This window comes from Lysobacter sp. A289 (genome assembly GCF_054072675.1).
This window is the reverse complement of record NZ_JBSVRN010000001.1, coordinates 1,011,279-1,036,677: the sequence shown is the minus strand read 5'-3', so window position 1 is coordinate 1,036,677 and position 25,399 is coordinate 1,011,279. Positions and strand designations below refer to the sequence as shown.

General features: G+C 65.2%; 19 protein-coding genes. 12 read left to right on the top strand and 7 right to left on the bottom strand.

What is annotated here, in order from left to right:
* The first annotated feature begins 2 nt into the window (after positions 1–2).
* The 6 genes from ACW5DN_RS04735 (at position 3) to ACW5DN_RS04710 (ending at position 4,277) form a co-directional block, all read left to right on the top strand.
* Positions 3–341 (top strand): HesB/IscA family protein, encoded by a 339-nt coding sequence (locus ACW5DN_RS04735; RefSeq protein ID WP_456961592.1) that lies wholly within the window; start codon positions 3–5, stop codon positions 339–341.
* Positions 342–564: 223 nt separating this feature from the next.
* Positions 565–1,029: a 30S ribosomal protein S6 gene (rpsF, locus tag ACW5DN_RS04730; RefSeq protein ID WP_456961591.1), complete on the top strand. Its 465-nt coding sequence runs from the start codon at positions 565–567 to the stop codon at positions 1,027–1,029.
* Between the two features lie 26 nt (positions 1,030–1,055).
* Positions 1,056–1,286, top strand: a complete 231-nt coding sequence (rpsR, locus tag ACW5DN_RS04725; protein WP_456961590.1) for a 30S ribosomal protein S18 — start codon at positions 1,056–1,058, stop codon at positions 1,284–1,286.
* A gap of 63 nt (positions 1,287–1,349) precedes the next feature.
* Positions 1,350–1,802: a 50S ribosomal protein L9 gene (gene rplI, locus ACW5DN_RS04720; RefSeq protein ID WP_456961589.1), complete on the top strand. Its 453-nt coding sequence runs from the start codon at positions 1,350–1,352 to the stop codon at positions 1,800–1,802.
* Positions 1,803–2,025: 223 nt separating this feature from the next.
* A complete protein-coding gene (locus ACW5DN_RS04715) occupies positions 2,026–3,450 on the top strand; it encodes a replicative DNA helicase (RefSeq protein ID WP_456961588.1) in 1,425 nt (474 codons plus the stop codon).
* Between the two features lie 122 nt (positions 3,451–3,572).
* A complete protein-coding gene (locus ACW5DN_RS04710) occupies positions 3,573–4,277 on the top strand; it encodes an OmpA family protein (protein ID WP_456961587.1) in 705 nt (234 codons plus the stop codon).
* 129 nt (positions 4,278–4,406) lie between these two features.
* Here the strand turns inward: ACW5DN_RS04710 and ACW5DN_RS04705 are convergent, their stop codons facing one another.
* From ACW5DN_RS04705 to ACW5DN_RS04680, 6 genes are all read right to left on the bottom strand, one after another.
* Positions 4,407–6,995, bottom strand: a complete 2,589-nt coding sequence (locus ACW5DN_RS04705) for a glucose/quinate/shikimate family membrane-bound PQQ-dependent dehydrogenase (protein ID WP_456961586.1) — start codon at positions 6,993–6,995, stop codon at positions 4,407–4,409.
* Positions 6,996–7,070: 75 nt separating this feature from the next.
* Complete coding sequence (locus ACW5DN_RS04700; RefSeq protein WP_456961585.1) at positions 7,071–8,402, bottom strand: carbohydrate porin; 1,332 nt, start codon at positions 8,400–8,402, stop codon at positions 7,071–7,073.
* 45 nt (positions 8,403–8,447) lie between these two features.
* Positions 8,448–9,923 (bottom strand): efflux transporter outer membrane subunit, encoded by a 1,476-nt coding sequence (locus ACW5DN_RS04695; protein ID WP_456961584.1) that lies wholly within the window; start codon positions 9,921–9,923, stop codon positions 8,448–8,450.
* Positions 9,916–13,086, bottom strand: coding sequence for an efflux RND transporter permease subunit (locus ACW5DN_RS04690; RefSeq protein WP_456961583.1), 3,171 nt, complete (start codon positions 13,084–13,086; stop codon positions 9,916–9,918). Before ACW5DN_RS04690 ends, ACW5DN_RS04695 begins: the two co-directional genes overlap by 8 nt.
* A gap of 235 nt (positions 13,087–13,321) precedes the next feature.
* Positions 13,322–14,524: an efflux RND transporter periplasmic adaptor subunit gene (locus tag ACW5DN_RS04685; protein ID WP_456962961.1), complete on the bottom strand. Its 1,203-nt coding sequence runs from the start codon at positions 14,522–14,524 to the stop codon at positions 13,322–13,324.
* A gap of 38 nt (positions 14,525–14,562) precedes the next feature.
* On the bottom strand, positions 14,563–15,366 hold the full coding sequence (locus ACW5DN_RS04680) for an SDR family NAD(P)-dependent oxidoreductase (protein ID WP_456961582.1): 804 nt from the start codon (positions 15,364–15,366) through the stop codon (positions 14,563–14,565).
* A 375-nt stretch (positions 15,367–15,741) separates the two neighbouring features.
* On the opposite strand from ACW5DN_RS04680, the gene ACW5DN_RS04675 reads away from it, so the two are divergent.
* A complete protein-coding gene (locus ACW5DN_RS04675) occupies positions 15,742–16,776 on the top strand; it encodes a LysR substrate-binding domain-containing protein (RefSeq protein ID WP_456961581.1) in 1,035 nt (344 codons plus the stop codon).
* A gap of 57 nt (positions 16,777–16,833) precedes the next feature.
* On the opposite strand, the gene ACW5DN_RS04670 is transcribed toward ACW5DN_RS04675, so the two are convergent.
* Positions 16,834–17,259: a hypothetical protein gene (locus tag ACW5DN_RS04670; RefSeq protein WP_456961580.1), complete on the bottom strand. Its 426-nt coding sequence runs from the start codon at positions 17,257–17,259 to the stop codon at positions 16,834–16,836.
* A 141-nt stretch (positions 17,260–17,400) separates the two neighbouring features.
* Between ACW5DN_RS04670 and zwf the strand changes: the two genes are divergently transcribed.
* From zwf to tkt, 5 genes are all read left to right on the top strand, one after another.
* Positions 17,401–18,807 carry a glucose-6-phosphate dehydrogenase gene (zwf, locus tag ACW5DN_RS04665; RefSeq protein WP_456961579.1) on the top strand — a complete coding sequence of 469 codons (1,407 nt, stop codon included), beginning with the start codon at positions 17,401–17,403 and terminating at the stop codon, positions 18,805–18,807.
* A gap of 72 nt (positions 18,808–18,879) precedes the next feature.
* Positions 18,880–19,992, top strand: a complete 1,113-nt coding sequence (tal, locus tag ACW5DN_RS04660) for a transaldolase (RefSeq protein WP_456961578.1) — start codon at positions 18,880–18,882, stop codon at positions 19,990–19,992.
* The gene (gene pgi, locus ACW5DN_RS04655) at positions 19,989–21,650 is read left to right on the top strand and encodes a glucose-6-phosphate isomerase (protein WP_456961577.1); all 1,662 of its coding nucleotides are present in this window, start codon (positions 19,989–19,991) and stop codon (positions 21,648–21,650) included. The genes tal and pgi overlap by 4 nt, the downstream gene beginning before the upstream one ends.
* Entirely contained in the window at positions 21,650–23,302 is a 1,653-nt protein-coding gene (gene pgm, locus ACW5DN_RS04650) for a phosphoglucomutase (alpha-D-glucose-1,6-bisphosphate-dependent) (protein WP_456961576.1), read from the top strand. Before pgi ends, pgm begins: the two co-directional genes overlap by 1 nt.
* Before the next feature lie 20 nt (positions 23,303–23,322).
* A complete protein-coding gene (tkt, locus tag ACW5DN_RS04645; RefSeq protein ID WP_456961574.1) occupies positions 23,323–25,371 on the top strand; it encodes a transketolase in 2,049 nt (682 codons plus the stop codon).
* Positions 25,372–25,399 lie beyond the last annotated feature (28 nt).

Below are 25,399 nucleotides of genomic sequence, written 5' to 3'. Positions count from 1 at the left end.
TTATGAGCGTCACCATGACCCCGGCCGCGCTGGCTCGCGTGCAGCGCTTCCTCGGCGATAGCCCGGATGCGATCGGTCTGCGTTTCGGAGCCGCCAAAACCGGGTGCTCGGGTTGGCAGCATCATGCTGACCTGGCCACCGAAGAGCGTCCCGGCGACACCGTGTTCGAGCAGGACGGCGTGCGTGTCTACGTGGACATGCTCAGCCTGCCGCAAGTCGATGGAACCCAGATTGACGTGGTCAAGCAGCGCCTGGGCGAGCAGTTCCTGTTCCGCAACCCCAATGCCAGTGCCGAATGCGGCTGTGGGGAAAGTTTTACCACCAGCGCCGACCTCGCCTAGGCGAAACCGCGCGCGCCGGAACCCACACGAAAGTACCGGAGCGGCTCGCCATGCGGGCCGGGTTGCCGGGCGGAAGCGCGCCTATGGTTCCCATGCCGGAAAACTGCGATAATCGCCGGCTTCCTTCGGCATCTTGCCGCAGGAACCTTGCCCCACCGCGTGTCGAGCCACGGCCACGGGGGGCTGACCGGCCAACAAGGCCGATATCCACAAGGACAACACCATGCGTCATTACGAAGTCGTGTTCCTGGTCCATCCCGACCAGAGCGAGCAGGTGCCGGCCATGATCGAGCGCTACAAGGGCTTGATCGAGGGCGGCGAAGGCAAGATCCATCGCCTCGAGGATTGGGGTCGGCGTCAGCTGGCGTACCCGATCGCGAACCTGGTCAAGGCCCATTACGTACTCATGAACATCGAGTGCAACCAGACCGTGCTGGCCGAGTTGGTCGACAGCTTCCGCTTCAACGACGCGATCCTGCGCCACCTGGTCATCAAGCGTGACGAGGCGGACACCGAGCAGTCGCTGATCATGAAGTTCAAGGACGAGAAGGGTGACAAGCCCGACCGTGGCGATCGTCGTCGTCGCGACGACGAAGGCAGCAGCCACGACGGCGCCGGCGACAAGCCCGCCGCCAAGCCTGAAGCTGAGCCGGAAGCCACGTCCGACGACAGCACCGAAACCGCCTGATCACGCCCTCCTGGAGCAGCGCACCCATGTCCAAATTCTTCCGCCGTCGCAAGTTCTGCAAATTCACCGCCGAAGGCGTCAAGGAGATCGATTACAAGGATCTCAATACCTTGCGCCAGAACGTTTCCGAGACCGGCAAGATCGTCCCCAGCCGGGTCACCGGCACCAAGGCGAAGTACCAGCGTCAGTTGGCGACCGCGATCAAGCGCGCCCGTTTCCTGGCCCTGATCCCGTACACCGACAACCACCACGCCTGAGCCCATTCGGACAGCCATCAGTTGCGGGGCCTCGCGCCCCGCTAACGAATACGGAGCAACACCATGCAATTGATCCTCCTGCAAAACGTGCAGAACCTCGGCAGGCTCGGCGACAAGGTCGACGTCAAGCCGGGCTACGCGCGCAACTTCCTGGTTCCCCAGGGCAAGGCCACGCCGGCTACCGCCGCCAACCTGGCGGAGTTCGAGACCCGTCGTGCCGAGTACGAAGCCAAGGCCAAGACGCGTCATGACGACGCCGAAGCCCGTCGTGCCGGCCTCGAGGACGTGTCCATCACGATCCACGCCAACGCCGTCGCCGAAGGCAAGCTGTACGGCTCCATCACCAGCAACGATATCGCCGTGGAGCTGACCAAGCTGGGCCAGCCGGTCGAGAAGTCCGAGGTGATCATGGGCAAGGGTGCCATCCACCACACCGGCACCTACGAAGTCGTGGTGCACCTGCACACCGATGTCGAAGCCACCGTTACGGTGATTGTCGAAGGCGACGTCACCTGATTGCCGCCGGCCCGGGGTTCGCCCCGGTCCGCACGCTGGGCACGTTTGTCTGATAAAGCGAGGGGCGCCGCGAGGCGCCTTTCGTGTTTTTGCCGACTTGTCCCGCGCTATCCACCGGTTATCCACAGACTTGTCTGCAACCCCCACGCGCATCCGGCACTAGGATGCTTGTTCGACCTGCGCGCGCCCCTGCCGCACGGCCACTGCCAGGAACCTGTCCTTGATGAGTGCACGCCCCGGCTTCCGCGGTGAACAGCGCAGTGATTCGCGCTTCGAGACCCGCTCCGAGCAACGATTGGATCAGTTGCGGATTCCGCCACAATCGATCGAAGCCGAACAGGCCGTGCTGGGCGGCCTGATGCTGGCCCCGGACGCTTATGACCAGGTCGCTGACAGCCTCGCCGAGCATGACTTCTACCGGCGCGACCACCAACTGATCTTCCGCGCGATCCGCGAGCTGGCCGAAAAAAACAAACCCTTCGACGCGGTCACCCTTGGCGAGTGGTTCGAATCGATGGGGGAGGGCGAGCAGGTCGCTGGCGGTGCCTACCTGATCGAGCTGGCCAGCACCACGCCATCGGCTGCCAACATCAAGGCTTACGCCGAAATCGTCCGCGACAAGGCCGTGCTGCGCAAACTGATCGAGGTCGGCACCACCATCGTCAACGATGGTTTCCAGCCCGAAGGCCGCGAGAGCAGCGAGCTGCTGTCTTCGGCGGAGCAGCAGGTATTCGCGATCGCCGAGGCCGGTGCGCGGGGCCGTACCGACTTCACCGCCATCAACTCCGCGTTGTCGGAAGCCTTCGATGTCCTGCAGACGCGTTACGCCGCCGGCGGCACGGTCACCGGCCTGCCGACGGGTTACACCGAGCTGGATGAGATGACCGCCGGACTGCAGCCGACCGACCTGCTGATCCTGGCGGCGCGTCCAGCGATGGGCAAGACCACGCTGGCGCTGAACATCGCCGAGTACGCCGCGATCAAGAGCAAGAAGGCGGTCGCCGTGTTCTCGATGGAAATGTCGGCCAGCCAGCTTGCGTTGCGCCTGATTTCCTCCAACGGACGCGTCAATGCCCAGCGCCTGCGCAGTGGCCAGTTGGAGGACGAAGACTGGAGCCGGGTCACCAGCGCGATCCGGATGCTGAAGGAATCCAAGATATTCATCGACGACACGCCCGGCCTGTCGCCGGACGCACTGCGCGCCAAGGCCCGTCGCCTCAAGCGCGAGCACGACCTGGGGTTGGTGGTGGTCGACTACCTGCAGCTGATGGCGGTGCCGGGCAATACCGAAAACCGCGCCACCGAGATCTCCGAGATCTCACGCTCCCTGAAGCACTTGGCCAAAGAACTCAACGTGCCTGTGATCGCGCTGTCGCAGCTTAACCGCTCGCTGGAAACCCGCGCCGACAAGCGTCCGGTGATGGCCGACCTGCGGGAGTCCGGCGCGATCGAGCAGGATGCGGACGTCATCATGTTCATCTACCGCGATGACTACTACAACAAGGAAAACTCGCCCGACAAGGGTCTGGCCGAGATCATCATCGGCAAGCAGCGTAACGGCCCGACCGGGTCGCTGAAGCTGAAGTTCTTCGGTGAGTACACGCGGTTCGACAATCTGTCGCACGACTCCATCGGCAGCTTCGAATAGCTTGCCGGCTGCGATGCCTGCCGAAAGCTGAACAGGTAAAACTTGCCATCACCTTGTTCATACAGGAACGTGGTTAGCTTCGCCGTATGTTTCTCAGGCCCACTGTCAGGAAGGACACTCCCATGAAAAACCCAGTCAAGATCGTACTCGCCGTTGCCATGACGACCGCGTTGCTCGGTGGTTGCGCTACCGGCGGCGGCGGGTACTATGGCCAGCCGCAGGATCCGTATGCACAGCAGTCCGACCCCAGCAATGACCGCACCAAGAAGGGCGCGATCATCGGTGCCGTGGCGGGTGCGGTCGCCGGCCTGTTGAGCGGCAGTGACGCCACCGAACGTCGCCAGCGCGCGCTGGTCGGCGCAGGTGTCGGCGGCCTGGCCGGCGGTGCGATCGGCAACTATCAGGATCGTCAGGAGCGCGCACTGCGCGACCAGATGGCGGGCACCGGCGTGGATATCGTGCGCCAGGGCGACAACATCACCCTGAGCATGCCGGACAACATCACCTTCGGCTTTGACAGCTCGTCGCTGCAGTCCCAGTTCTATCCGGTGCTCAACAACCTGGCCGGCACGTTGACCCAGTACAACCAGACCATCATCGAGGTCGCCGGCCATACCGACAGCAAGGGTACCGATGCCTACAACCAGCAACTGTCCGTGCGTAGGGCGGACGCGGTGGGCGATTACCTGATGGCCAGGGGCGTGGTGCGCGATCGCTTCATCATCACCGGTGCCGGCGAGAGCCGTCCGATTGCCAGCAACGACACCGATTCGGGTCGCGCGCAGAACCGCCGCGTCGAGATCACGTTGGTGCCGTTGCGCTCCTGACCGATTTACCGGGCGTGTCTGCCGGGCTTGCCCCGGCAGCGCAACTTCAAACGGGCTCCCCAGGGAGCCCGTTTTTGTATGTGAGCGGTCGAGAACCCATGACGCCCGGACGAACCGGGGTTCAAGGGTTCATTGAGCAGACGGCAGCGCGTAGGCGATCACGTAATCACCCGGCGTGGTGCCCAGCGAGCCGTGCCCACCGGCGACCACCACCAGGTACTGGCGCCCATCCGTTCCGGTGTAAGTCATCGGCGTGGCCTGACCGCCGGCGGGCAGGCGCTGCTGCCACAACTGCTTGCCGGTGGTGACGTCGTAACCGCGCACGTAATCATCCAGGTTGCCGGACAGGAAGGCCACGCCGCCGCCGGTCATGATCGGACCGCCAATACCGGGCACGCCCATCCGGAAGGGAAGCGGCACCGGCGAGAGGTCGCGCACGGTGCCGTTGCGGTGTTGCCAGATGACCTTGCCAGTGGTGAGGTCTGCGGCGGCCACGTAGCCCCATGGCGGCTGCTGGCAGGGCAGGCCGACGGGCGACAGGAATGGCCCCATCTCGACCGCGAATGGCGCGCCGAAGTTCTCGTTCAGGCTGGGTAGCGCGCCATGTGGAGGCGCGCCGCCTGGCTGTACGTATAGCGTTTCGTCATCTTCGCGCGGAACCAGGGTGGAGGTGAACGCCAGGTAGGTCGGCATGGCGAATGCGATCTGGCGCACCGGATCCACCGCTATGCCACCCCAGTTGAAGACGCCGAAGTTGCCCGGGTAGATCAGCGATCCCTGCTCGGACGGCGGGGTGTAGCGACCCTCGTAACGCAGCTTGCGCAGCGCGATCCGACAGGCGAGCTGGTCGAACAGGGTCGCGCCCCACATGTCGGCGCCGGTCAGTGGCGGCGGATTGAACGACAGCGCCGACACCGGCTGCGTCGAGGCCGTCCAGTCGCCTTCCGCGGCACCTTGTGGCGCGGGCATCTCGGTGACCGGCAACAACGGCTCGCCAGTGCGGCGGTCGAGCACGAACAAATCCCCCTGTTTGGTCGGTTGCACCAGCGCCGGAACGGTGCGGCCATCCATGGTGAGGTCGATCAGCGTCGGCTGGGCGGGTACGTCGTAGTCCCACAGGTCGTGGTGCACGGTCTGGAACACCCAACGCACCTGTCCGGTAGCGAGATCGAGCGCGACAACGGCGGAGGAGAATCGCTCGACCGACTCGCTGCGATCGCCGCCCCACTGGTCGGGCGGCTGGTTGCCGAGCGGTACGTACACCAGCCCCAGCGCCTCGTCGACACTGGAGATGGACCAGCTGTTGGGCGAGGAAGGCGTGTAGTTCTCGCCGGGGCCCAGCGGCGCGGTGTCGTCGGGGTTGCCCGAATCCCAGTTCCACGCCAGCTCGCCGGTATCGACATCGAACGCGCGGATCACGCCCGACGCTTCGTTGACGCTCACGTTGTCCAGTACCGTGCCGCCGACGATGACCAGTGAGTCGGTCACCACCACCGGCGAGGTGGAGTAATAGGAACCCGGGTTGACGTTCGGCATGTTCTGCCACAGGTCGATCTGGCCGCGGCCGTCGCCGAAGTTTGGACAGACCTTGCCATTTTCGGGATTGATCGAGATCAGGCGCCCATCAGCGGTGGGCATGAACAATTGAGCGCTGCAGCTGTCGGCTATCGGCAGATGGGTGACGGCTACTGGCGCGCCGGAGGGGGTGCGCTGCGACGTCGCGGACTCATTGCCAGCATCGGTTTGCGTGCCGGACACAGGCGAGGTGCCATCATTGGCGGCGAGCGCATCATCAGCCAGTTCCGGATGGTCGCCCGGGTTTGCGCTAGTCGCCGCGTTATCCACGTTATCTCCCGTGTCAGCGGGCTTGGCAGCGTACGACAACCCCCTGCAGGTCAGGTGCTGCAGTGCGAGTTTGCCCTGGATCTTCGGATCCAGCCGCCATACCTCCTCGCCGGTGGTGGCGTCCAGGGCAATGACGGACTGATGCGGCGTGCAAAGGAACAGGCGATTGCCGACCTTCAGTGGCGTGACCTCGAAGGTGGTTTCTACCGGGTCGCCGGGCTGGCCCAGAAAATCGCCGGTGCGGTACGTCCAGGCGACCTCCAGGTCGGCCACATTGGCCGGGGTGAGTTGGGTCAGTGGCGAGTAGCGCTGGCCCTGCTGGGTACGTCCGTAGGCATGCCACTCGTCGGCCGGCACGGCCTCGGTGATGGCACCGGTAGCGGGTCGCGAACCGGGTGCATTGCCCTCGATGCGATGCGGGTCGTTCCACCACGAGGTAACCGACAGCAACAAGGTCGCGATGACGACGGCCGCCAAGGGTATCCAGGAGCTGCGCGGAGCCGGTTGTCGGTCAGGTCCGGTGATCCTGGAGTGGTGCTGATCCAGCCCGCGGCGGGCCCAGGGCAGCAACAGCCAGATACCGAGCAGGAAAGGCACCCCGAGCCGGCTGGCCAGTGGCCACCAGTCCAGCCCAGACTCCCACAACGCCCAGACCAGCGTGGCCAGCATCAACAAGGCATAGAGGATCAGCGCCATCCGGCGGCGCATGCACAGAAGCACGCCTACCAATGCGAAACCCAGGCCGGCGAGCAGGTAATACCAGGACCCGCCAAGCAGCACCAGCCACCCGCCGCCGCCCACAAGGGCCAAGCCGATCACCAGGAAAACAGCGCCGGTGATCATGGGGGCGCGATACGACTGGGTATCTGGCACGGTGATTTCCTCCGGTGATGGCCCTGCAAGCTTCCCGCAGCGAACGTCTGCGAGATGTATACAAGCGCTCGATGCTCAGAAGACGAGGCTGCTTTTGAGTCCGACCACGAGCGCGTCGCTGTTGCGGCTGCTGCCGCCCGGGTGGACGACGTATTGGAGATTCGGCCGCAGCGTGAGCCCCGGGATGGGACGCCAGACATAGATCAACTCGGCTGCATACTCGTTGCCATCCAGCACCAACCCCGGATCCTCCGGGTGCAGTTGGTTGTGTAGCCGTTGATGGTCGGCGGCGCGACCGTTGGGACGGGTAGCACCGACGGCGAAACCGACCGTGTCCTGGTCCCGCCCGAATGGCCCGGCATATTGCACGCCCAATGCGATCTGCCGGTCGGTGGTCGCTGTCGCGCGATCGGCTTGCGTTGCGTTGAGGAACACGGTCGCCCCGGACTGGCCGCCATCGCCACTGATTTGTTGCTCGAAGTTGATGTAACCACCGTAGCGCGCGTCGCGATGCAGGGGGTCACCAGAGGTGATCGCAAGCGGCTGATGCCTGGTATCCAGGAACAGATCCGGACCGCCGGACGTGTCGTACCACAGTCCAATCTTGTAGCTGCCGGGTCGACCGTCGGTCGTGGGCAACCAGCCAAACTCCAAAGGAACCAGTGCGCCGGTGGTACCGCTGGGGAAGTCGAGTTTCCAGCCGTTCTCGCGCGCGTACTGGTCATCGACATATTTCGGATTGACCTGGTACGCGCCCACCTGCAGGTACATTCGCTCGCTGATGTCGAGTTTGAGCCGCGTGGCCCACTGGCTGGTAGGCCAGTTGACCCAGTAGTCGCCCACCAGGTTGCCCGGCTGCGAGCCACAGAAGGTGAGATTCTGGAAGTCGCACGAGAACGCCGCGAAGTCGCCGCCCGCCGTCATCCGGCCAATGCGCCACTGCAACCGGTTGGCCAGGAACGACTGCTCCAGCGCGAAAACGGTCAGGTGCCAGGTCTGGCCGCGGCCGTAAACCTCCTGCAATAGCTGGTTGTTGCCTATCCCGGCGTCGCTGCCAAGGTCATTGCCGTTGCGGTGGGTCATGACTACCTGGAAGCTGGCGCCATTCCAGCCCCAGAGTTTTTCCAGATCCAGGTCGGTGCCGAACTTCCATTGGTCGGCGTGACGCGTGATCTGCCGCTCGCCACCGCTGAAGTTGTGCGCCAGCTCACTGTCGTATCCGATGTCGAAGGTGATCCCGGTATCGGCGAGGCGGCCGCGCGCGCCGTCCCAATCACCCAGCAGGTAGTGATCGTCAGCGGCGCTCGCCTGTCCGGCAAAGCACAGGGCCATTGCCGCCAGGGCCCACGACACCGCTCGATCGCCCTTGTGCCGGATGTACACGATTGCCGCCCTCCATGCGGGCATCTTCCATGAACGATGTGACGGAGCGGTGCACTCGCCACTTCAGCGTCAATCGGCGCTTGCCACATCCTCCCGCAGCGGAATGCGGCTCGGCCAGCCCCCGGCCATGGCCTTGTAGAGCGCTACCGCGCTGGTCGCTGCCCGGGTGCGGACATCGGCGAGCGCGTCCTGTGCCTGCAGTTTCGTGCGCTCGGCATCAAGCACTTCCAGCAAACTGGTCGCGCCGGCGTCGTAGCGGACGTGGGCCAGTTCAGCGGCGCGAGCGCTGTCGGTAGCGGCCTGCTGCAGATGCTCGTCCTCGGTGCGGGTGCGGGCGTAGCGGACCAGCGCGTTTTCGGTTTCCTCCAGCGCCAGCATCACCGTCTGCTGGTATGCCGCCAACTCACCGGCGGCATCGGCATCGGCGGCGGCCATGCGGGCGCGGACGCGGCCGATGTCGAGGAACGACCAGTCGATGCCCAGTGCAATCAGGCTGGTTTCACTGTCGCGTTCAAACAGGTTGCCGGTGTCGATGGCCTGGCTGCCGATCAGCCCGCCCAGGGTGAAGCGTGGGAACAGGTCGGCGGTGGCGACGCCGATGCGCGCAGTGGCGGCGTGCAGGCGCTGCTCGGCGGCGGTGATGTCGGGGCGACGGCGCAGCAACTCGCCGGGGGTGCCGGGATCGATCGGGGCGGGCAGGGCCGGAAGGTTGGCGGGTTGTTCCAGTTCGACGACGAGAGCGCCCGGTGCCTTGCCGGTCAACACCGCGAGTCGGTGCATCATTACCGCGGCGTCGGCCTCCAGCGCCGGCACGCGGGCGAGGGTCGCCTGCAACTGGGCGCTGGCGCGGGCGCGATCGAAGCCGGTGGCACTACCTGCGTCGAGCCGGACCTGCACGATGCGCAGGGTCTCGCGCTGGTTGTCGGCGTTTTCGCGGGCGACATCGAGGCGCTCCTGCAGGCCGCGCAGATCGATGTAGCTGCGCGCGACCTCGGCGACGATGGCGACCTGCAGCGCGGCGAGGTCGGCCGCGGTCGCGGCGGTTTCGGCGCGTTGCGACTCGACCCCACGGCGGATGCGGCCGAACAGGTCGAGTTCCCAGACCACGTTGATGCCTGCCGAGTAGCTTTCGCTGTCGCGTTGCTCGCGCGACAGGCCCGGCGCCTGGTCGGCGCTGGCGCGTCCATCGCTCGCCTCGGCGCCGGCGGTAACGGTCGGCAACCGGTCGAAGCCTGAGCCGCGCAGCAGGGCATTGGCGCGGTCGAAGCGGGTCAGGGCGATGCGCAGGTCGTAGTTGGCCACCAGCGCCTCATCGACGAGCCGGGTCAGCATCGAGTCGTCGAAGGCGTTCCAGAAGTCCGCATCCGGCTGGGGCTGTGGCGCGACCGCGACGGGATTGGTGTCGTCGCGGACGAACTGCTCTGGCACCGACAGGGTGGGGCGGACATGGTCGGGACCGACCATGCAGGCGGCGAGGGCGATTGGCAGCAGCGCGATTGCAAAGGCGCGCGAGGCGGTTCGCGCAGCGGGGTTGAAGTTACGCATGGGTGATCTCCTTCAGTTCGCTGTGCGCCCGCTTGCCGGCACGTCGCGACACCAGCTTGCGCAGGGCGACATAGAACACCGGGGTCAGGAACAGGCCGAACAGGGTGACGCCGAGCATGCCGGCGAAGACGGTTATTCCAGTGACCGAGCGGACTTCCGCGCCGGCGCCGGTGGCCAGGACCAGCGGGATGGTGCCGGCGATGAAGGCGATCGAGGTCATTACGATCGGGCGCAGGCGCAGGCGGCACGCTTCCAGCGCGGCCTCCACGATCCCCATGCCCTGCATCTCCAGTTCTCGGGCGAACTCGACAATCAGAATCGCGTTCTTGCACGCCAGCCCCATCAGAACGACCAGCCCGACCTGCACGAACACGTTGTTGTCGCCGCCGGTCATCCACACGCCGACCAGGGCCGACAACAGGGTCATCGGCACGATCAGGATCACGGCCAACGGCAGTGTCCAGCTCTCGTACAACGCGGCCAGCACGAGGAAGGCGAGCATCACCGCGAGCGGGAACACGATCAGTGCCGAATTGCCCTGGGTCGCCTGCTGGAAGCTCAGGTCGGTCCACTCGATCTCCATGCCGTTGGGTAGCACCTGCGGCGCCATAGCGGCGAGGGTCTCCATGGCCTCACTCGACGACAGCACGCTCGGATCCGCGTCACCGATCAGGTCGGCGGCCGGATAGCCGTTGTAGCGGATCACCGGGTCGGGGCCGAAAGTGCGGCTGATCTTCACCATGCTGCCGATCGGCACCATCTCGCCGTTGTTGTTGCGCGTGCGCAGGTCGGCGATGTCGCCAATTTCATCGCGGAATTGACCATCCGCCTGCGCGATCACCTGGTAGGTGCGGCCGAAGCGGTTGAAGTCGTTGACGTAGGCCGAGCCGAGATAGGTCTGTAAGGTGTCGAACAGGTTCGTCAGTGACACGCCCTGTGCCTTGGCTTTGACCCGATCGATCTCGATGTCGAGCTGCGGCACGTTGGCCTGGTAGCTGCTGATCGGGAAGCCCATGCCCGGCGTTTGCGAGATTGCGCCCTGGAAGCCGCTGACCGCATCCTGCAGTGCGCCGTAGCCCAGGCCCGCACGGTCCTGGATGAACAACGAATAGCCCGAGCCGGTGCCGAGACCGAGGATCGGTGGCGGCATGATGGAGAAGCCGAAGCCTTCCTGGATGCCGGCGATCTTCTGGTTGAGCTCGGCGTTGATCTCGGCGGCCGTGCGGTCGCGCTCACTGAACGGCTTGAGGCCGAAGAACACGGTGCCGGTGTTGGGCGTGTTGGTGAACTGCAGCGCGTTGAGGCCGGGGAATGCGATCGCGGAATCGACGCCTTCGGTCTCCAATGCTATCTGGCTCATCTTGCGGATCATCGCGTCGGTACGTTCCAGCGAGGCACCTTCCGGCAGCTTGGCGCCGCCGATCAGGTACAGCTTGTCCTGGGTCGGGATGAAGCCGCCGGGCACCGCCTGGAACATCAGGCCGGCGACCACCAGCAGCACCGCATACACCGCGAACACCGCGCCACGCTTGTTGAGCGACCGCGACACCGCACTCTGGTAACGCTCCGAGCTCTTGCCGAAGAAGCGGTTGAACGGCCGGAAGATCCATCCGAACAGCCGGTCGATCAGGCGGGTCGGCGCGTCCTTGGCGGCGCTGTGCGGCTTCAGCAGTATCGCCGCCAATGCCGGTGACAGCGTCAGTGAGTTGATCGCCGAGATCACCGTGGAGATCGCGATGGTCACCGCGAACTGCTTGTAGAACTGCCCGGTCACGCCCGACAGGAACGCCATCGGCACGAACACCGCGCACAACACCAGCGCGATCGCGACGATCGGCCCGGAGACCTCCCGCATGGCCTGGTGTGCGGCTTCAAGCGGGGTCTTGCCTTCCTCGATGTTGCGCTCGACGTTCTCGACCACGACGATCGCGTCGTCGACCACGATGCCGATGGCCAGCACCAGCCCGAACAGGGTCAGCGTATTGATCGTGAAGCCCAGCAGGTACAGCGCGGCGAAGGTGCCGACGATGGACACCGGCACCGCCAGCAGCGGGATGATCGAGGCGCGCCAGGTCTGCAGGAACAGGATCACCACCAGCACCACCAGCAGCACCGCTTCGAGCAGGGTGGTGATGACCGCCTTGACCGAGTCGCGCACGAATACGGTGGGGTCGTAGACGACCTTGTATTCCATGCCTTCCGGGAACCGCGTCGATAGATCGGCCATCTTCGCGCGCACCGCGTCGGACAGCTCGATGGAGTTGGCGCCGGGTGACTGGAAGATCGGGATCGCGACCGCGTCCTTGTTGTCCAGCTGCGCGCGCAGGGTGTAGTCGCCGGCGCCCAGTTCGATACGGGCGACATCGGACAACCGCACGATCTCGCCGTCGTTGCCGCTCTTGATCACGATGTCGCCGAATTCCTGCTCGGTCTGCAGGCGGCCGCGGGCGTTGATCGAGATCAGGAAGTCGCTGTCGTTCGCAGTCGGCTCGGCGCCGAGTTGGCCGGCCGAGACCTGCACGTTCTGCTCGCGCACCGCGTTGACCACGTCGCTCGCGGTCAGGCCGCGGGAAGCGATCTTGTCCGGGTCCAGCCACAGCCGCATCGCATAGTCGCCGGAACCGAACAACGCGGCCTGGCCGACGCCGGGAATGCGCGCCAGCTCGTCCTTGATTTTCAAGGTCGCGTAGTTGCGCATGTACAGCGAGTCGTACTCGCCGTCCGGCGAGATCAGGTGCACCACCATGGTCAGTGTTGGCGACTGCTTCTGGGTGGTCACGCCTTGCCGGCGTACGTCCTCGGGCAACCGGGCGAGCGCCTGGCTGACCCGGTTCTGCACCTGCACCTGGGCCTGGTCGGGATCGGTGCCGGGGCGGAAGGTCACGGTGGTGACGAGGACGCCGTCGGAGCCGGCGACCGACTTGACGTACATCATGTCCTCGACGCCGTTGATCGCCTCTTCCAATGGCGTGGCGACGGTCTCGGCGATCACCTTCGGGTTGGCGCCGGGGTAGACCGCGCGCACCTGCACCGAGGGCGGCACGACGTCGGGGTATTCGCTGACCGGCAGCAGCGGGATCGCGATCAGGCCGGCGGCGAAGATCACGATCGACAGCACCGCGGCGAAGATCGGCCGGTCGATGAAGAACTTGGAGAAATCCATGGGGGATGTCCTGTTTCGGGCTTGTGGTGTCAGCGAGGAGCCGTCGTTGCCGGGAAAAAGCGGAATTCAGTGCCTCAGCGAAAGCGGAGGAGCCGTCATTGCGAAGGGGTCGTCATTGCGAAGGGCCGTCATTCCCGCGAAGGCGGGAATCCAGTGCCACGTCGAGCGCCAAAGTCACTGGGCCCCCGCTTTCGCGGGGATGACGGTGAGGACGGAAGTCAGGCGGGCGAGGGCATCACTTTGAGCCGGCGGTGGTGGCCACCTGGTCGACCGGCTCCACGACCGGCTTTCCGGCCGGTGGCCCGCCCATCGCGATGGTCTTCGGATCGACCTGCATGCCGGGGAAGAACACCTTCTGCACCCCGTGCACGATTACCTTGTCCTTCGCAGTCAACCCAGCCGTCACCACGCGCAGGCCCTCGGCCTTGTCGCCCAGTTGCACGTCCTTGCGCACAGCCTTGTTGTCCTTGCCCAGCACGTAGACGTACTTGCGGGTCTGGTCGGTCATGACCGCCTTGTCGTCGATCAGCAGCTCCTCGGACTTGTTGCCGCCGGCCAACTGCACGCGGGCGAACAGGCCCGGGGTGAACACGTGCTCCCGATTGGGCAGCACCGCGCGCAGGCGGATGGTGCCGGTGGCCGGGTCGACCTGGTTGTTGACGAAGTCGACCGTGCCCTCATGCGGGAAGCCGGTCTCGTTGGCCAGACCGACCCGGACCGGGTTGCTCGAATTGGCGCGGTCGCCGTTGCGGGTCAACTCGCGATAATTCAGGTAGGTCTGCTCATCACCCCCGAAATACACGTGGACCGGATCCAGCGAGACCACGCTGGTCAGCACCGTGGCATCGGCCTGGGCGAGGTTGCCGGCGGTGATGAGCGCGCGCCCCGCGCGGCCGTCGATCGGTGATCGAACCTCGGTGAACTGCAGGTCGAGCCGCGCGGTGGCGACCGCCGCCTCGGCGGCGCGCACTGCGGCATTGCCCTGGGCTGCACCGGCCCGGCGGGCTTCGGCTTCCTCGCGCGAGATCGCTTTGGCTTCCACCAGCGTCTGTGCGCGCTTGCTCTGTGCCCGAGCGAGTCCGGCTTCGCTGCGCGCGCGTTCCAGATTGGCTTGGGCCTGCGCCAGCGCCGCCTTGTACGGGCGCGGGTCGATCACGAACAACAGGTCGCCCTTGGCGACTTCCTCGCCCTCGTCAAAAGCAACGCGTTCGACGTAACCGCTGACCCGCGGGCGCAACTCGACCGATTTCACCGCTTCGATCCGGCCGGTGAATTCGTCCCATTGCTGGACGGGCTTCTCGATCACCTGGGCGACGCTGACGGCAGGCGCTGGCATGGCGTCAACAGGGGCGGCTTGGCTGCCGCAACCTGACAGGCCCAGGGCCAACAAGGCGGCGACGATGGCGAGGGTTAGTTCGGGCAGGGCGCTGCGGTTCAACCGGGCGACGTGCTTTTTGATCAGGGGGGAGCTCATGACTAAATATCCTTTTTGGAACCAGGGGGAGAAAAACGGCCCAGCAGCGCGCGGACGGCGACGAGGGAGGGGCAGCTGTCCGGTGGGGGAGGTGCGCTGTCCGGGCCAAAGTGAAAAGAGGGTTCGGGTGATGGTGCGTAACGCACCACTGGGGTGTCCGGCGGGGATCGTTCGATCAGCGCCACCGCCTGCTGGCCGATCGCCAGCGCGCTGGGCCAGCGATCGCAGGCGTGCTTGCGGTTGGCGCCGGTGCAGACCGGCATGTCGACGGTCAGCAGTTGCACCCGCACATCCAGTGCGCGGGCCTCGTCGTGCAGGACGCAGGCGAGCATCCGCAACGCCGCCGCGCCGATCGAGCGGTGGCCGTAGCCGGCCCAGGGGTTCTCGCTGCCGGGGCCGCCGATAAGCAGGTAATTGCCGTGCCCGGCCTCAGACAGCAATGGCAGCAGATGTCGGGCCGCGGCGAGGTGCGGCAGCAGGTCCTCGTCGAGCTTGCGGCGCAGGAATGCGGCGGGCTGGTCGAGTACCCGGCCGCTGCTGGCGCTGCCGCAGACCGAGGCGACGATGCCGGCGAATGGGCGTTGCAGCTCACGCAGCCGATCGGCCAAGGTGGCGCCTTCGAGATCGCTGGCAACCGAGCCGGGCAGGGTGGTGAGGTCGGTGCCCGGGTTTTCGAGCGCCAAAGCGTCGAGGGCATCTGCGCTGCGCGCCACCGCGATCACCGGATGCTTGCGCTCGAGCGCGGCCTGAACCACACCTCGGCCGATGCCGCCGCTCGCGCCGAGAATGACGAAGGCTGGTCTCATTGTCCCACTCCCGGGATTTTCTCTCCCAAAATTGAAGCGGAATATTTCATCGGCAGATGATTTGGCGGACACGAAAGGCCAGAATCCCCGCGGTTGGCTAGCGGTGCCGATGTCCGCCACCGATGCCCGTCGAGGACGGCAGAACCCGCTGCTGACCCGTTCCAGCGTCGAGCGACGCATAGAACGAGCTCCGCTGGCATGGAGCCGGTGGGGGCAAACTGGTTGAGCGGGATAAGGTTCACGAGACGGCCTGCGGCACTTCCTGTTCGGATGCGACACAGACTAGGGGTGAGCGCGGCACTTGATTAGTCAGCAAATCGGGGAATAATTGTCCCGACTGCGGGCCAATGCCGGCGCGTATCACTGGAGTCCCTCATGGCCCGCGATCTCAACGACACCCTGATTTTCGTGCAGGTGATCGAGCACGGCAGCTTCATCGCCGCGGCCCGGTCGCTGCGCCTGCCCAAGACCACCGTCAGCCGCAAGGTGCAGGAACTGGAATCCCGTCTTGGTGCGCAGCTGCTGCACCGCACTACCCGCAAGCTTGGCCTGACCGAGGCCGGCAACATCTATTACGAACACTGCAAGCGCATTGCCAGCGACCTCGCCGAAGCAGAGAACGCGGTCGGCCAGTTGCAGGGCGGCCCACGCGGCTGGCTCCGCATCACCGCCCCGTATTCGCTGGGCATCGAACGCATCGCGCCGTTGCTGGGCGAGTTCCATGCCCGCCATCCTGAGGTGCGGGTGGAGATGTTGCTGGCCAACGAATCGCTGGACCTGATCGGCAAGGAGATCGACGTCGCCCTGCGGCTCGGCACCCTGCCTGATTCCAACCTGGTCGCACGCCGGCTTGCGGTGTTGCGCACCCAGGTCTACGCCAGCCCCGCCTATATCGAACGCCACGGCGAACCGCTGCATCCGGACGACCTGCAGCACCATCGAACCCTGGGCATGCAGAAGATGCGTCGCAACGGCCATTTCCACTGGCCGCTGAGCGATGGCGAAAGCACGGTTGAGTACCGCATCGATCCGATCATGATCGCCAATGACCCGGCCGGCGTGCGCGGCGCACTGGTGTGCGGCGAAGGCCTGATGCTGGCCAGTGACATCATGGTCAAGGACTACGCCGAGAAGGGTTATGTACGCCGGGTGCTGGCCGGCTGGACCGGCCCGGAACTCGAACTCAACGCGCTGTTCCCTCGCGGCCAGGTGACCTCGCCGAAGGTCCGCGCGTTCGTCGACTTCCTGGTCGAACGCCTCAACTTCGACGCCGACTACATGCAGACCCTGTGTCCCAATCGTCGCCAATGCGGGGAGCAGAAGGCGGTTGATCCGATGGAGGCGCGGCAGGGGAAAGCCGCATCGATGGCGTCAGCCGAGGAGGATGAGGAGCTGGAGGTCGCTGCCTGACGTGTCTCGCCGGGTGGTGCAGGCCGCGCACCGCACAGCTCCCGCTCGGGCTGGACTTCAGTGGGCCGCGGATCCGGATTGCTCGGATGTCGCGGCCGGCCGGCTCCCGGTCATGTCGTCGTCCAGTCGTGCCTCGAACTGCTCCAGGCTCAGGCCCTGCGCACGCGCCTCCTCGTTGGCGGCGTCGCGCAGCGCATCGGAGAAATTCAGGGTGACCTTGGTGCCGGAGCGCTCAAGCATCGCCGCGGCGCGCTTGATCATCGCCAGGATCGTGGCGGCGCTGGTGGAACCGCCAACCATCTTGCCGTCCAGCCCGAGTTCCCAATCGCCATCGCGCCTGGCAATGCCGCCAAGCAGGGTGCCGTCTTCGTGGCGCAACTCGGCATGTGCCTCGATCGCCGGGCGCAGGGTGCCGGTAACCACCCGTTGGCGGGCCGCTTTCTTCCGGTTCGCGTCACGTTTGGCTTTGGACTGGATCGACATGCGGGCTCCCCCTTTTATCAATGGATGACAGCTTACGTCCGATGACCAGCGCCAGCCTGGCCGGGGGCGATTTTTTCGGATTTCATCACGCGCCACCGGGCAGACTGTAGTTTGCGTCAGCCAACTATCAGGTGAATCGGTATGACGATACCCAGCTCGGATGCCTTCGTGTTTTTTGGTGCCACCGGCGATCTTGCCTACAAGAAGATATTCCCGGCACTGCAGGCGATGATCAAGCAGGGTGGCTTGTCGATGCCGCTGATTGGCGTGGCCCGGGGCGACTGGACACTGGAGAAGCTGCGCCAACGCGTGCATGACAGCCTGCGCGACAACGGCGGCGTGGATCCTGCGGCGTTCGCCCAGCTGTCCGCACAACTGCAATACATCAACGGCGACTACAACGATGCGTCGACCTTCGCCCGGATCAAGCAGGCACTGAAGGACGCGTCGCGGCCGATCCATTACCTGGCGATTCCGCCGAGCATGTTCGGCACCGTGGTCAAAGGGCTGGCCCAGGCAGACTGCACCCACGACGCGCGGGTGATCGTGGAGAAGCCCTTCGGGCGCGACCAGGCCTCCGCCGCGGCCCTCAACCACACTTTGCATGAAGTGTTTCCGGAGTCGTCGGTGTTCCGCATCGACCACTACCTGGGCAAGGAAGCGGTGCGGAACCTGCTGTATTTCCGTTTCGCCAACGCCTTCCTGGAGCCGATATGGAACCGCAACTATGTCGCCAGTGTCCAGGTCACCATGGCCGAGTCTTTTGGCGTGCAAGGCCGGGGCAGCTTCTACGATGAGGTCGGTGCGGTCCGCGACGTCGTCCAGAACCACTTGCTGCAGGTCATTGCATTGCTCGGGATGGACGCACCCGTTGGCGGTGACCCCGACTCCATGCGCGCGGAAAAGCTGCGACTGTTCCGCGCCATCCGGCCGCTGAAACCGGACGAGGTGGTGCGCGGTCAGTTCGCCGGCTACCGCGATGTGGTGGGTGTCGCGCCGGATTCGCAGGTGGAGACCTTCGTCGCACTGCGGCTGCATATCGACAACTGGCGCTGGGCCGGGGTGCCGTTTTACATTCGCGCCGGCAAGCACCTGCCGCTGACGAGCACCCAGGTGGTGGTGGACCTGAAACGCCCGCCGCTGCCGATCTTCGATGAAATTTCGGTCGAACAGTCCAACTACTTCCGCTTCCGGCTCGGCCCGGAGGTGGTGATCGCCACTGGCGCACAGGTCAAGAAGCCCGGTGAAGCCATGGTCGGCGAGCAAGTGGAACTCGTCGCGCGCAGCCGCCCCGATGCGGGCAAATCACCGTATGAGCAACTGCTGGGCGATGCCATTCGCGGCGATGCATCGCTGTTCACCCGCGATGACTCGGTTGAGGAGGCCTGGCGCGTGATGGGCCCGGTGCTGTCCGATTCGCACGGCAATCACGCAACCCCGATCACTATCTATGAGCCGGGCAGTTGGGGTCCGTCGACGGCGTCGGATATTGTCGTCGGCGACGAAGGCTGGCATGACCCCAAGCCCGAGACCAGCCATCCATGCTGATGGCCAGGCGTAACCTTCCAGTCGTCATTGCGTGATCTACCATGGGTCCAGACGGCATCCACCGGAGGACACATGAGCACGATCAATGCACCCATCACCACCACCGAACGACTGCACCAGTTGGGCCAGAGCCTGTGGCTGGACAACATATCCCGCGAGCTGCTCGATAACGGCGGATTGGCCGATTACATCGAGAACTTCTCCATTACCGGCCTGACCTCCAACCCGAGCATTTTCAACCAGGCGATCGGTGGTGGCGATAGCTACGACGAGGGAATCCGGTCGAAGGTGGCATCGGGGAAGTCCGGCGAGGCATTGTTCATCGAGCTCGCGCTGGAGGACCTGCGACGGGCCGCCAAGCTGTTCCAGCCGATCCATCGCGCGACCAATGGTGTTGATGGCTGGGTCTCGATGGAGGTCTCGCCGCTGTTGGCCGCCGACACGCAGGGCAGCGTCGCCGCCGCCCGCAGGATCCACGCCGACGCGGCGTGCGAGAACCTGTTCGTCAAGATTCCAGGCACGCCGGAAGGCGTTCCTGCCATCGAGGAGTCGATCTTCGCCGGGGTGCCGATCAATGTGACCCTGTTGTTCTCGACCGACCAGTACCTGGCGTCCGCCGAGGCGTATCTGCGCGGCATCGAGCGCCGACTCCAGGCCGGTCTCGACCCCAAGGTCGCATCGGTCGCCTCGTTGTTCGTCAGCCGCTGGGACAAGGCGGTGGCCGACCAAGTCGATGACAGCCTGCACAACAAGCTGGGTATCGCGGTCGGCCAACGCACCTATCGCGCCTACCGCGAGATGCTGGCATCCGATCGCTGGCAGCGGCTGGCCGGGCAGGGGGCGTTGCCGCAACGGCTGCTGTGGGCGAGCACCGGGACCAAGGATCTGAAGGCGTCCGACACCCTGTATATCGAGGCGCTCGCCGCACCGGACACGATCAACACCATTCCGGAGAAAACCCTGCGCGCGTTCCAGGATCACGGCACGCTCGGTGGCGAGATGGCCGTGGATGGCGGCGATGCGGAAGCGACGTTGGCGGAGTTCACCAAGGCCGGAGTCGATATCGACGCCCTGGCAACGCAATTGCAGCACGAAGGTGCGCAGTCGTTCGTCGACTCATGGCAGGAGCTCATGGGCTGCATCGAATCCAAGGGCCAGGCATTGGCGGGGAAGGGCGACGCGTGACACCAGTCCCACTTACCGCGCGACCGCAATGGGCGGCGTTGCAGCAGCACCTGGCGCAGGCCCAACCCCGGCACCTGCGCGACTTGTTTGCCCAGGATCCGCAACGCGGTGAACGCATGGCGGCAGAGGCGGCCGGGCTGTACCTGGACTATTCCAAGAACCGGATCACGGACGAGACGCTCGACTTGCTGTTGCAGCTGGCGAGCGCATGCGGCGTGGCCGAACGCCGCGATGCGATGTTCGGCGGCGAGGTCATCAACGCCACCGAGCGGCGGGCGGTGCTTCATGTCGCCCTGCGCGCACCCGCCGACGCGAGCATCCGCGTCGAAGGTCACGACGTGGTTGCCGACGTGCACGCGGTGCTGGAGCGGATGGCAGGGTTCAGCGACAAGGTTCGCAGCGGCGAGTGGACCGGACACACAGGCAAGCGCATCACCCATGTGGTCAACATCGGCATCGGAGGCTCGGATCTCGGCCCCGTCATGGCCTACGAGGCGCTGCGCGATTACAGCCAGCGCGATATCGATTTCCGCTTCGTGTCCAACGTCGATGGCACCGACTTCGTGGAAGCGACCCGTGGCCTCGACCCGGCCCAGACCCTGTTCGTGGTGTGTTCCAAGACCTTCACCACGCTGGAGACGCTGGCCAATGCGCATGCCGCACGCCGATGGTGCCTGGAGGGTTTGGGTGACGAGGCGGCAATCGCGAAACATTTCGTCGCCGTATCCACCAACGCCGACGGTGTGCAGGCATTCGGCATCGACACCGCCAATATGTTCGAGTTCTGGGACTGGGTGGGCGGGCGCTATTCGATGGATTCTGCCATCGGTCTGTCGACGATGCTGGCCATCGGCGCGGATGGATTCCGGGACATGCTGGCCGGGTTCCGCGCCATGGACGAGCACTTTCGCGACGCACCGCTGGAACGCAACCTGCCGGTGCTGATGGGCCTGCTGGCGATCTGGAACAATAACTTTCTGGGCGCCGATACCGTCGCGGTGTTGCCGTACGAGCAATACCTCAAGCGCTTTCCCGCCTATCTGCAGCAGCTGACGATGGAAAGCAACGGCAAGCACGTAACCAACGATGGCCGGCAGGTGGATTATCAGACCGGCCCCATTTACTGGGGCGAGCCGGGAACCAACGGCCAGCATTCGTTCTATCAGCTGATCCATCAGGGCACGCGGCTGATCCCCTGCGATTTCATCGGGTTCTGCCAGCCGCTCAACCCGCTGCCGACCGCCCAGGGCGATCAGCACGACATGCTGATGGCCAGCCTGTTCGCGCAGAGCGAAGCACTCGCATTTGGCAAGACCGAGGCCCAGGTACGCGCTGAAGGCACCGAGGACGCGGTGGTGCCGCATCGGGTGTTCGAGGGCAACCGGCCGAGCAACACGATCCTCGCCGAACGGCTCACGCCGTTCTCGCTGGGGACGCTGGTCGCGCTGTACGAGCACAGTGTGTTCGTGCAGGGCACGATCTGGAACATCGATTCATTCGACCAGTGGGGCGTTGAGCTGGGCAAGCAGCTGGCGAAGGCGACGGCGGCCGAGCTGACCGCCGAAGCCGAGCCTGAGCTGTCCCACGACAGCTCCAGCAACACCTTGATCCGCCGCTATCGAACATCCCGCTATAGAACATCGCGGAGGCCGCGTTGATGGGCACCGATGTCAGCCCACGTGCCGGTAATCCCGCGCGCCCGGAAGACCTGGTCGATATCGGCAAGCTGGTGGATGCCTATTACCAGGTGAAGCCCGACCCGGGGACTGCCGCCCAGCAAGTGTCGTTCGGCACCTCGGGGCATCGGGGCTCATCGCTGGATGGCAGCTTCAACGAGGATCACATCCTCGCCATCACCCAGGCGATTTGCGCGTATCGCGTTGGCCAGAAGATCGATGGGCCGTTGTACATCGGCATCGACACCCACGCATTGTCGGCACCGGCATTGGACACGGCGCTGGAAGTGCTGGCCGCCAATGAGGTCGAAGTCCGCCTCTCGCAGGGCGGCGAGTATGTGCCGACCCCTGCAATTTCCCACGCGATCCTGTGCCACAACCTGGGACGCACGAGCGGGCATGCCGACGGCGTGGTGATCACGCCATCGCACAACCCGCCCGCCGACGGCGGGTTCAAGTACAACCCGCCCAACGGTGGCCCGGCCGACACCCAGGTAACCGGCTGGATCCAGCAGCGCGCCAACGCCATCCTGGAGGCCGGGCTGAAAGACGTGCGACGCATCCCGGCTGTCAGGGCGCGTGCTGCATCCAGCACGCGCGAACACGATTACCTCGGCGCCTACGTCGCTGACCTTGGCAACGTGATCGACTTCGACCTGATCCGCGCATCCAGCCTGCGCATGGGCGTGGACCCGCTGGGCGGGGCAGGGGTGCACTACTGGGCCCGCATCGCCGAGCATTACCGGATCGACCTGGCGGTCGTCAGCGAGCAGCTCGATCCGCAGTTCGGTTTCATGAGCCTGGACTGGGATGGCCGCATCCGGATGGACCCTTCATCGACGTATGCGATGCAACGTCTGATCGGTATCAAGGATCACTACGACATCGCGTTCGCCTGCGATACCGACCACGACCGCCACGGCATCGTCACCCCCGAGGCTGGCCTCATGCCGCCCAACCACTACCTCAGCGTGGCCGTCGACTACCTGTTCCGGCACCGGCCGCAGTGGAGCGACAACGCCGCGGTCGGCAAGACGGTGGTCAGCAGCGCGATGATCGATCGGGTCGCGACTGGCCTGGGTCGCCGTCTGCATGAGGTCCCAGTCGGGTTCAAATGGTTCGTGGACGGATTGTTCGACGGTTCGTTGGGCTTCGGCTGCGAGGAGAGCGCCGGTGCCACGTTCCTGCGCCGCGACGGCCGGACGTGGACCACCGACAAGGACGGCATCGCCGCGGCATTGCTGGCTGGCGAGATCACCGCCGGCAACGGCGCGGACCCTGCGACCGGCTACCGGGACCTGTGCAATCGCTACGGCGAGGTGTTCGCAGACCGGATCGAAGCGGCAGCGAACCCGGCCCAGAAGCGTGTACTTGCCAAGCTGGCGTCGGCGCAAGTCACCCAGACCGAACTGGCAGGCGATCCCATCGTCGACGTGCTGGACAAGGCGCCGGGCAACGACGCGCCGATTGGTGGCATCAAGGTGACCTCCGCCAATGGCTGGTTCGCCGCGCGCCCCTCGGGCACCGAGGACATCTACAAGATCTACGCAGAAAGTTTTCGTGATGAGGCCCATTTGCAACGCCTGCTGCAGGAGGCCCAAGCGATCGTGGACGCTGCACTGACCGACACGTAACCACACAAGAGGATTCCGCCATGTCCGCCGAACTCGACCAACTGTGCATCAACACGCTGCGCTTCCTGTCCGTGGATATGGTGCAGAAGGCGGAGAGCGGACATCCCGGGCTGCCGCTGGATGCCGCGCCGATGGCTTACGTGTTGTGGACGCGATGGCTCAAGGACAATCCGCGTAACCCGGCCTGGGCCGATCGCGATCGCTTCGTGCTCTCGGCAGGACATGGCTCGGCGTTGCTTTACAGCCTGCTGCACATGAGTGGATACGACTTGTCACTGGATGACATCAAGACCTTCCGCCAATGGGGCAGCAAGGCGCCGGGCCATCCCGAGCGTGAGCATACGCCCGGCGTGGAAGTGACCACCGGGCCGTTGGGGCAGGGCTTCGCCAACGCAGTCGGAATGGCAATCGCCGAGGCGCAGTTGGCCGCTCGCTACAACCGTCCAGACCACACGGTCGTTGACCACCGCAGCTATGTCCTGGCCAGCGATGGCGACTTGATGGAGGGTGTGGCGTCAGAAGCGGCCTCGCTGGCCGGGCACCTGAAGCTGGGCAAGCTGACCTGCCTGTATGACGACAATCAGATCACTTTGGCTGCCGGTACGGATATCACGTTTTCCGAAGACCGCGCGGCGCGCTTCCGGGCGTACGGATGGCATACCGTGTCGGTCGCCGATGGCAACGACGTGGCCGCGATCGATGCCGCACTGAAGGCGGCGCACGAGGAATCGGCGCGCCCATCACTGATCCTGGTGCGCACCGTGATCGGCTACGGCTCGCCCAACAAGCACAACACTTTCGAGGCGCACGGTTCACCGCTGGGCGAGAAGGAAGTGCGCCTGACCAAGGAAAACCTGGACTGGCCGACCGAGCCGCCATTCCTGGTACCCGACAAGGCGTTGGCGCACATGCGCCAGGCGCTGAAGATCGGCGCGGCCGAGGAGGAAGCATGGAACCGCCGTATGGAGGCCTACGCGCAAGCGTTTCCCGAGCTGGCGAAGGAACTGCAGGGCAGCTTGCACGCCCAATTGCCATCGGGCTGGGATGCGGACATTCCGGTGTTTCCAGCCGACGCCAAGGGCATGGCGACTCGTGCGGCCAGCGGCAAGGTCATGAACGCCATCGCCCCCAAGCTGCCTGCCCTGAGCGGCGGTTCGGCGGACCTGGACCCGTCCACCAAGACCGCGCTCAAAGGTCTGGGCGACTTCAATCCACCCGCCACCGCCGGCGAAGACCTGCAGGGGTCGGACGGTGGTGGTTGGAGTTATACCGGGCGCAATGTCCACTTCGGCGTCCGCGAACATGCGATGGGCGCCATCGTCAATGGCATGGCCGCCCATGGTGGGTTCATCCCGTATGGCGCGACGTTCCTGATCTTCTCCGATTACATGCGGCCACCGATCCGGTTGGCGGCGCTGATGGGTTTGCACGTCATCCACGTGTTCACCCACGACAGCATCCTGCTCGGCGAGGACGGGCCGACCCACCAGCCGGTCGAGCAATTGATCGGCTTGCGCGCTGTGCCCGGCCTCACCCTGATACGCCCCGCGGATGCCAACGAGACCGCGGTGGCCTGGCGGGTCGCGATAGAGGCGAAGGAACGCCCGGTATTACTGGTGTTGACCCGGCAGGACCTGTCTACCTTGGATCGCGACCAGTTCGCATCCGCCGACGGGTTACGGCAGGGCGCCTACGTGTTGAGCGACGCCGACGACGGCAAGCCCGAGTTGATCCTGATCGCCAGCGGTTCGGAAGTCGGCTTGATCGTGGAAGCGGCAAACCGCTTGGGCCAGCAGGGCATAGCGGTGCGGTGTGTCTCGATGCCCAGCTGGGATCTTTTTGATAAGCAGCCGCAGGACTATCGCGATGGTGTACTGCCGCCGACGGTCACGGCGCGGCTGGCGGTAGAGGCGGGCAGTTCCCTCGGCTGGCACCGCTACGTGGGTGATGGCGGCGACGTGATCGGTGTCGATCGCTTCGGAGCCTCGGCACCGGCGGCCGACATTGCGCGCGAGTACGGGCTGACCGTGGACAACGTCTGTAAGCACGCGCTGGCGCTGCGGCGCTGATGTATCGCGCCGACTGCAGATCGCTCGA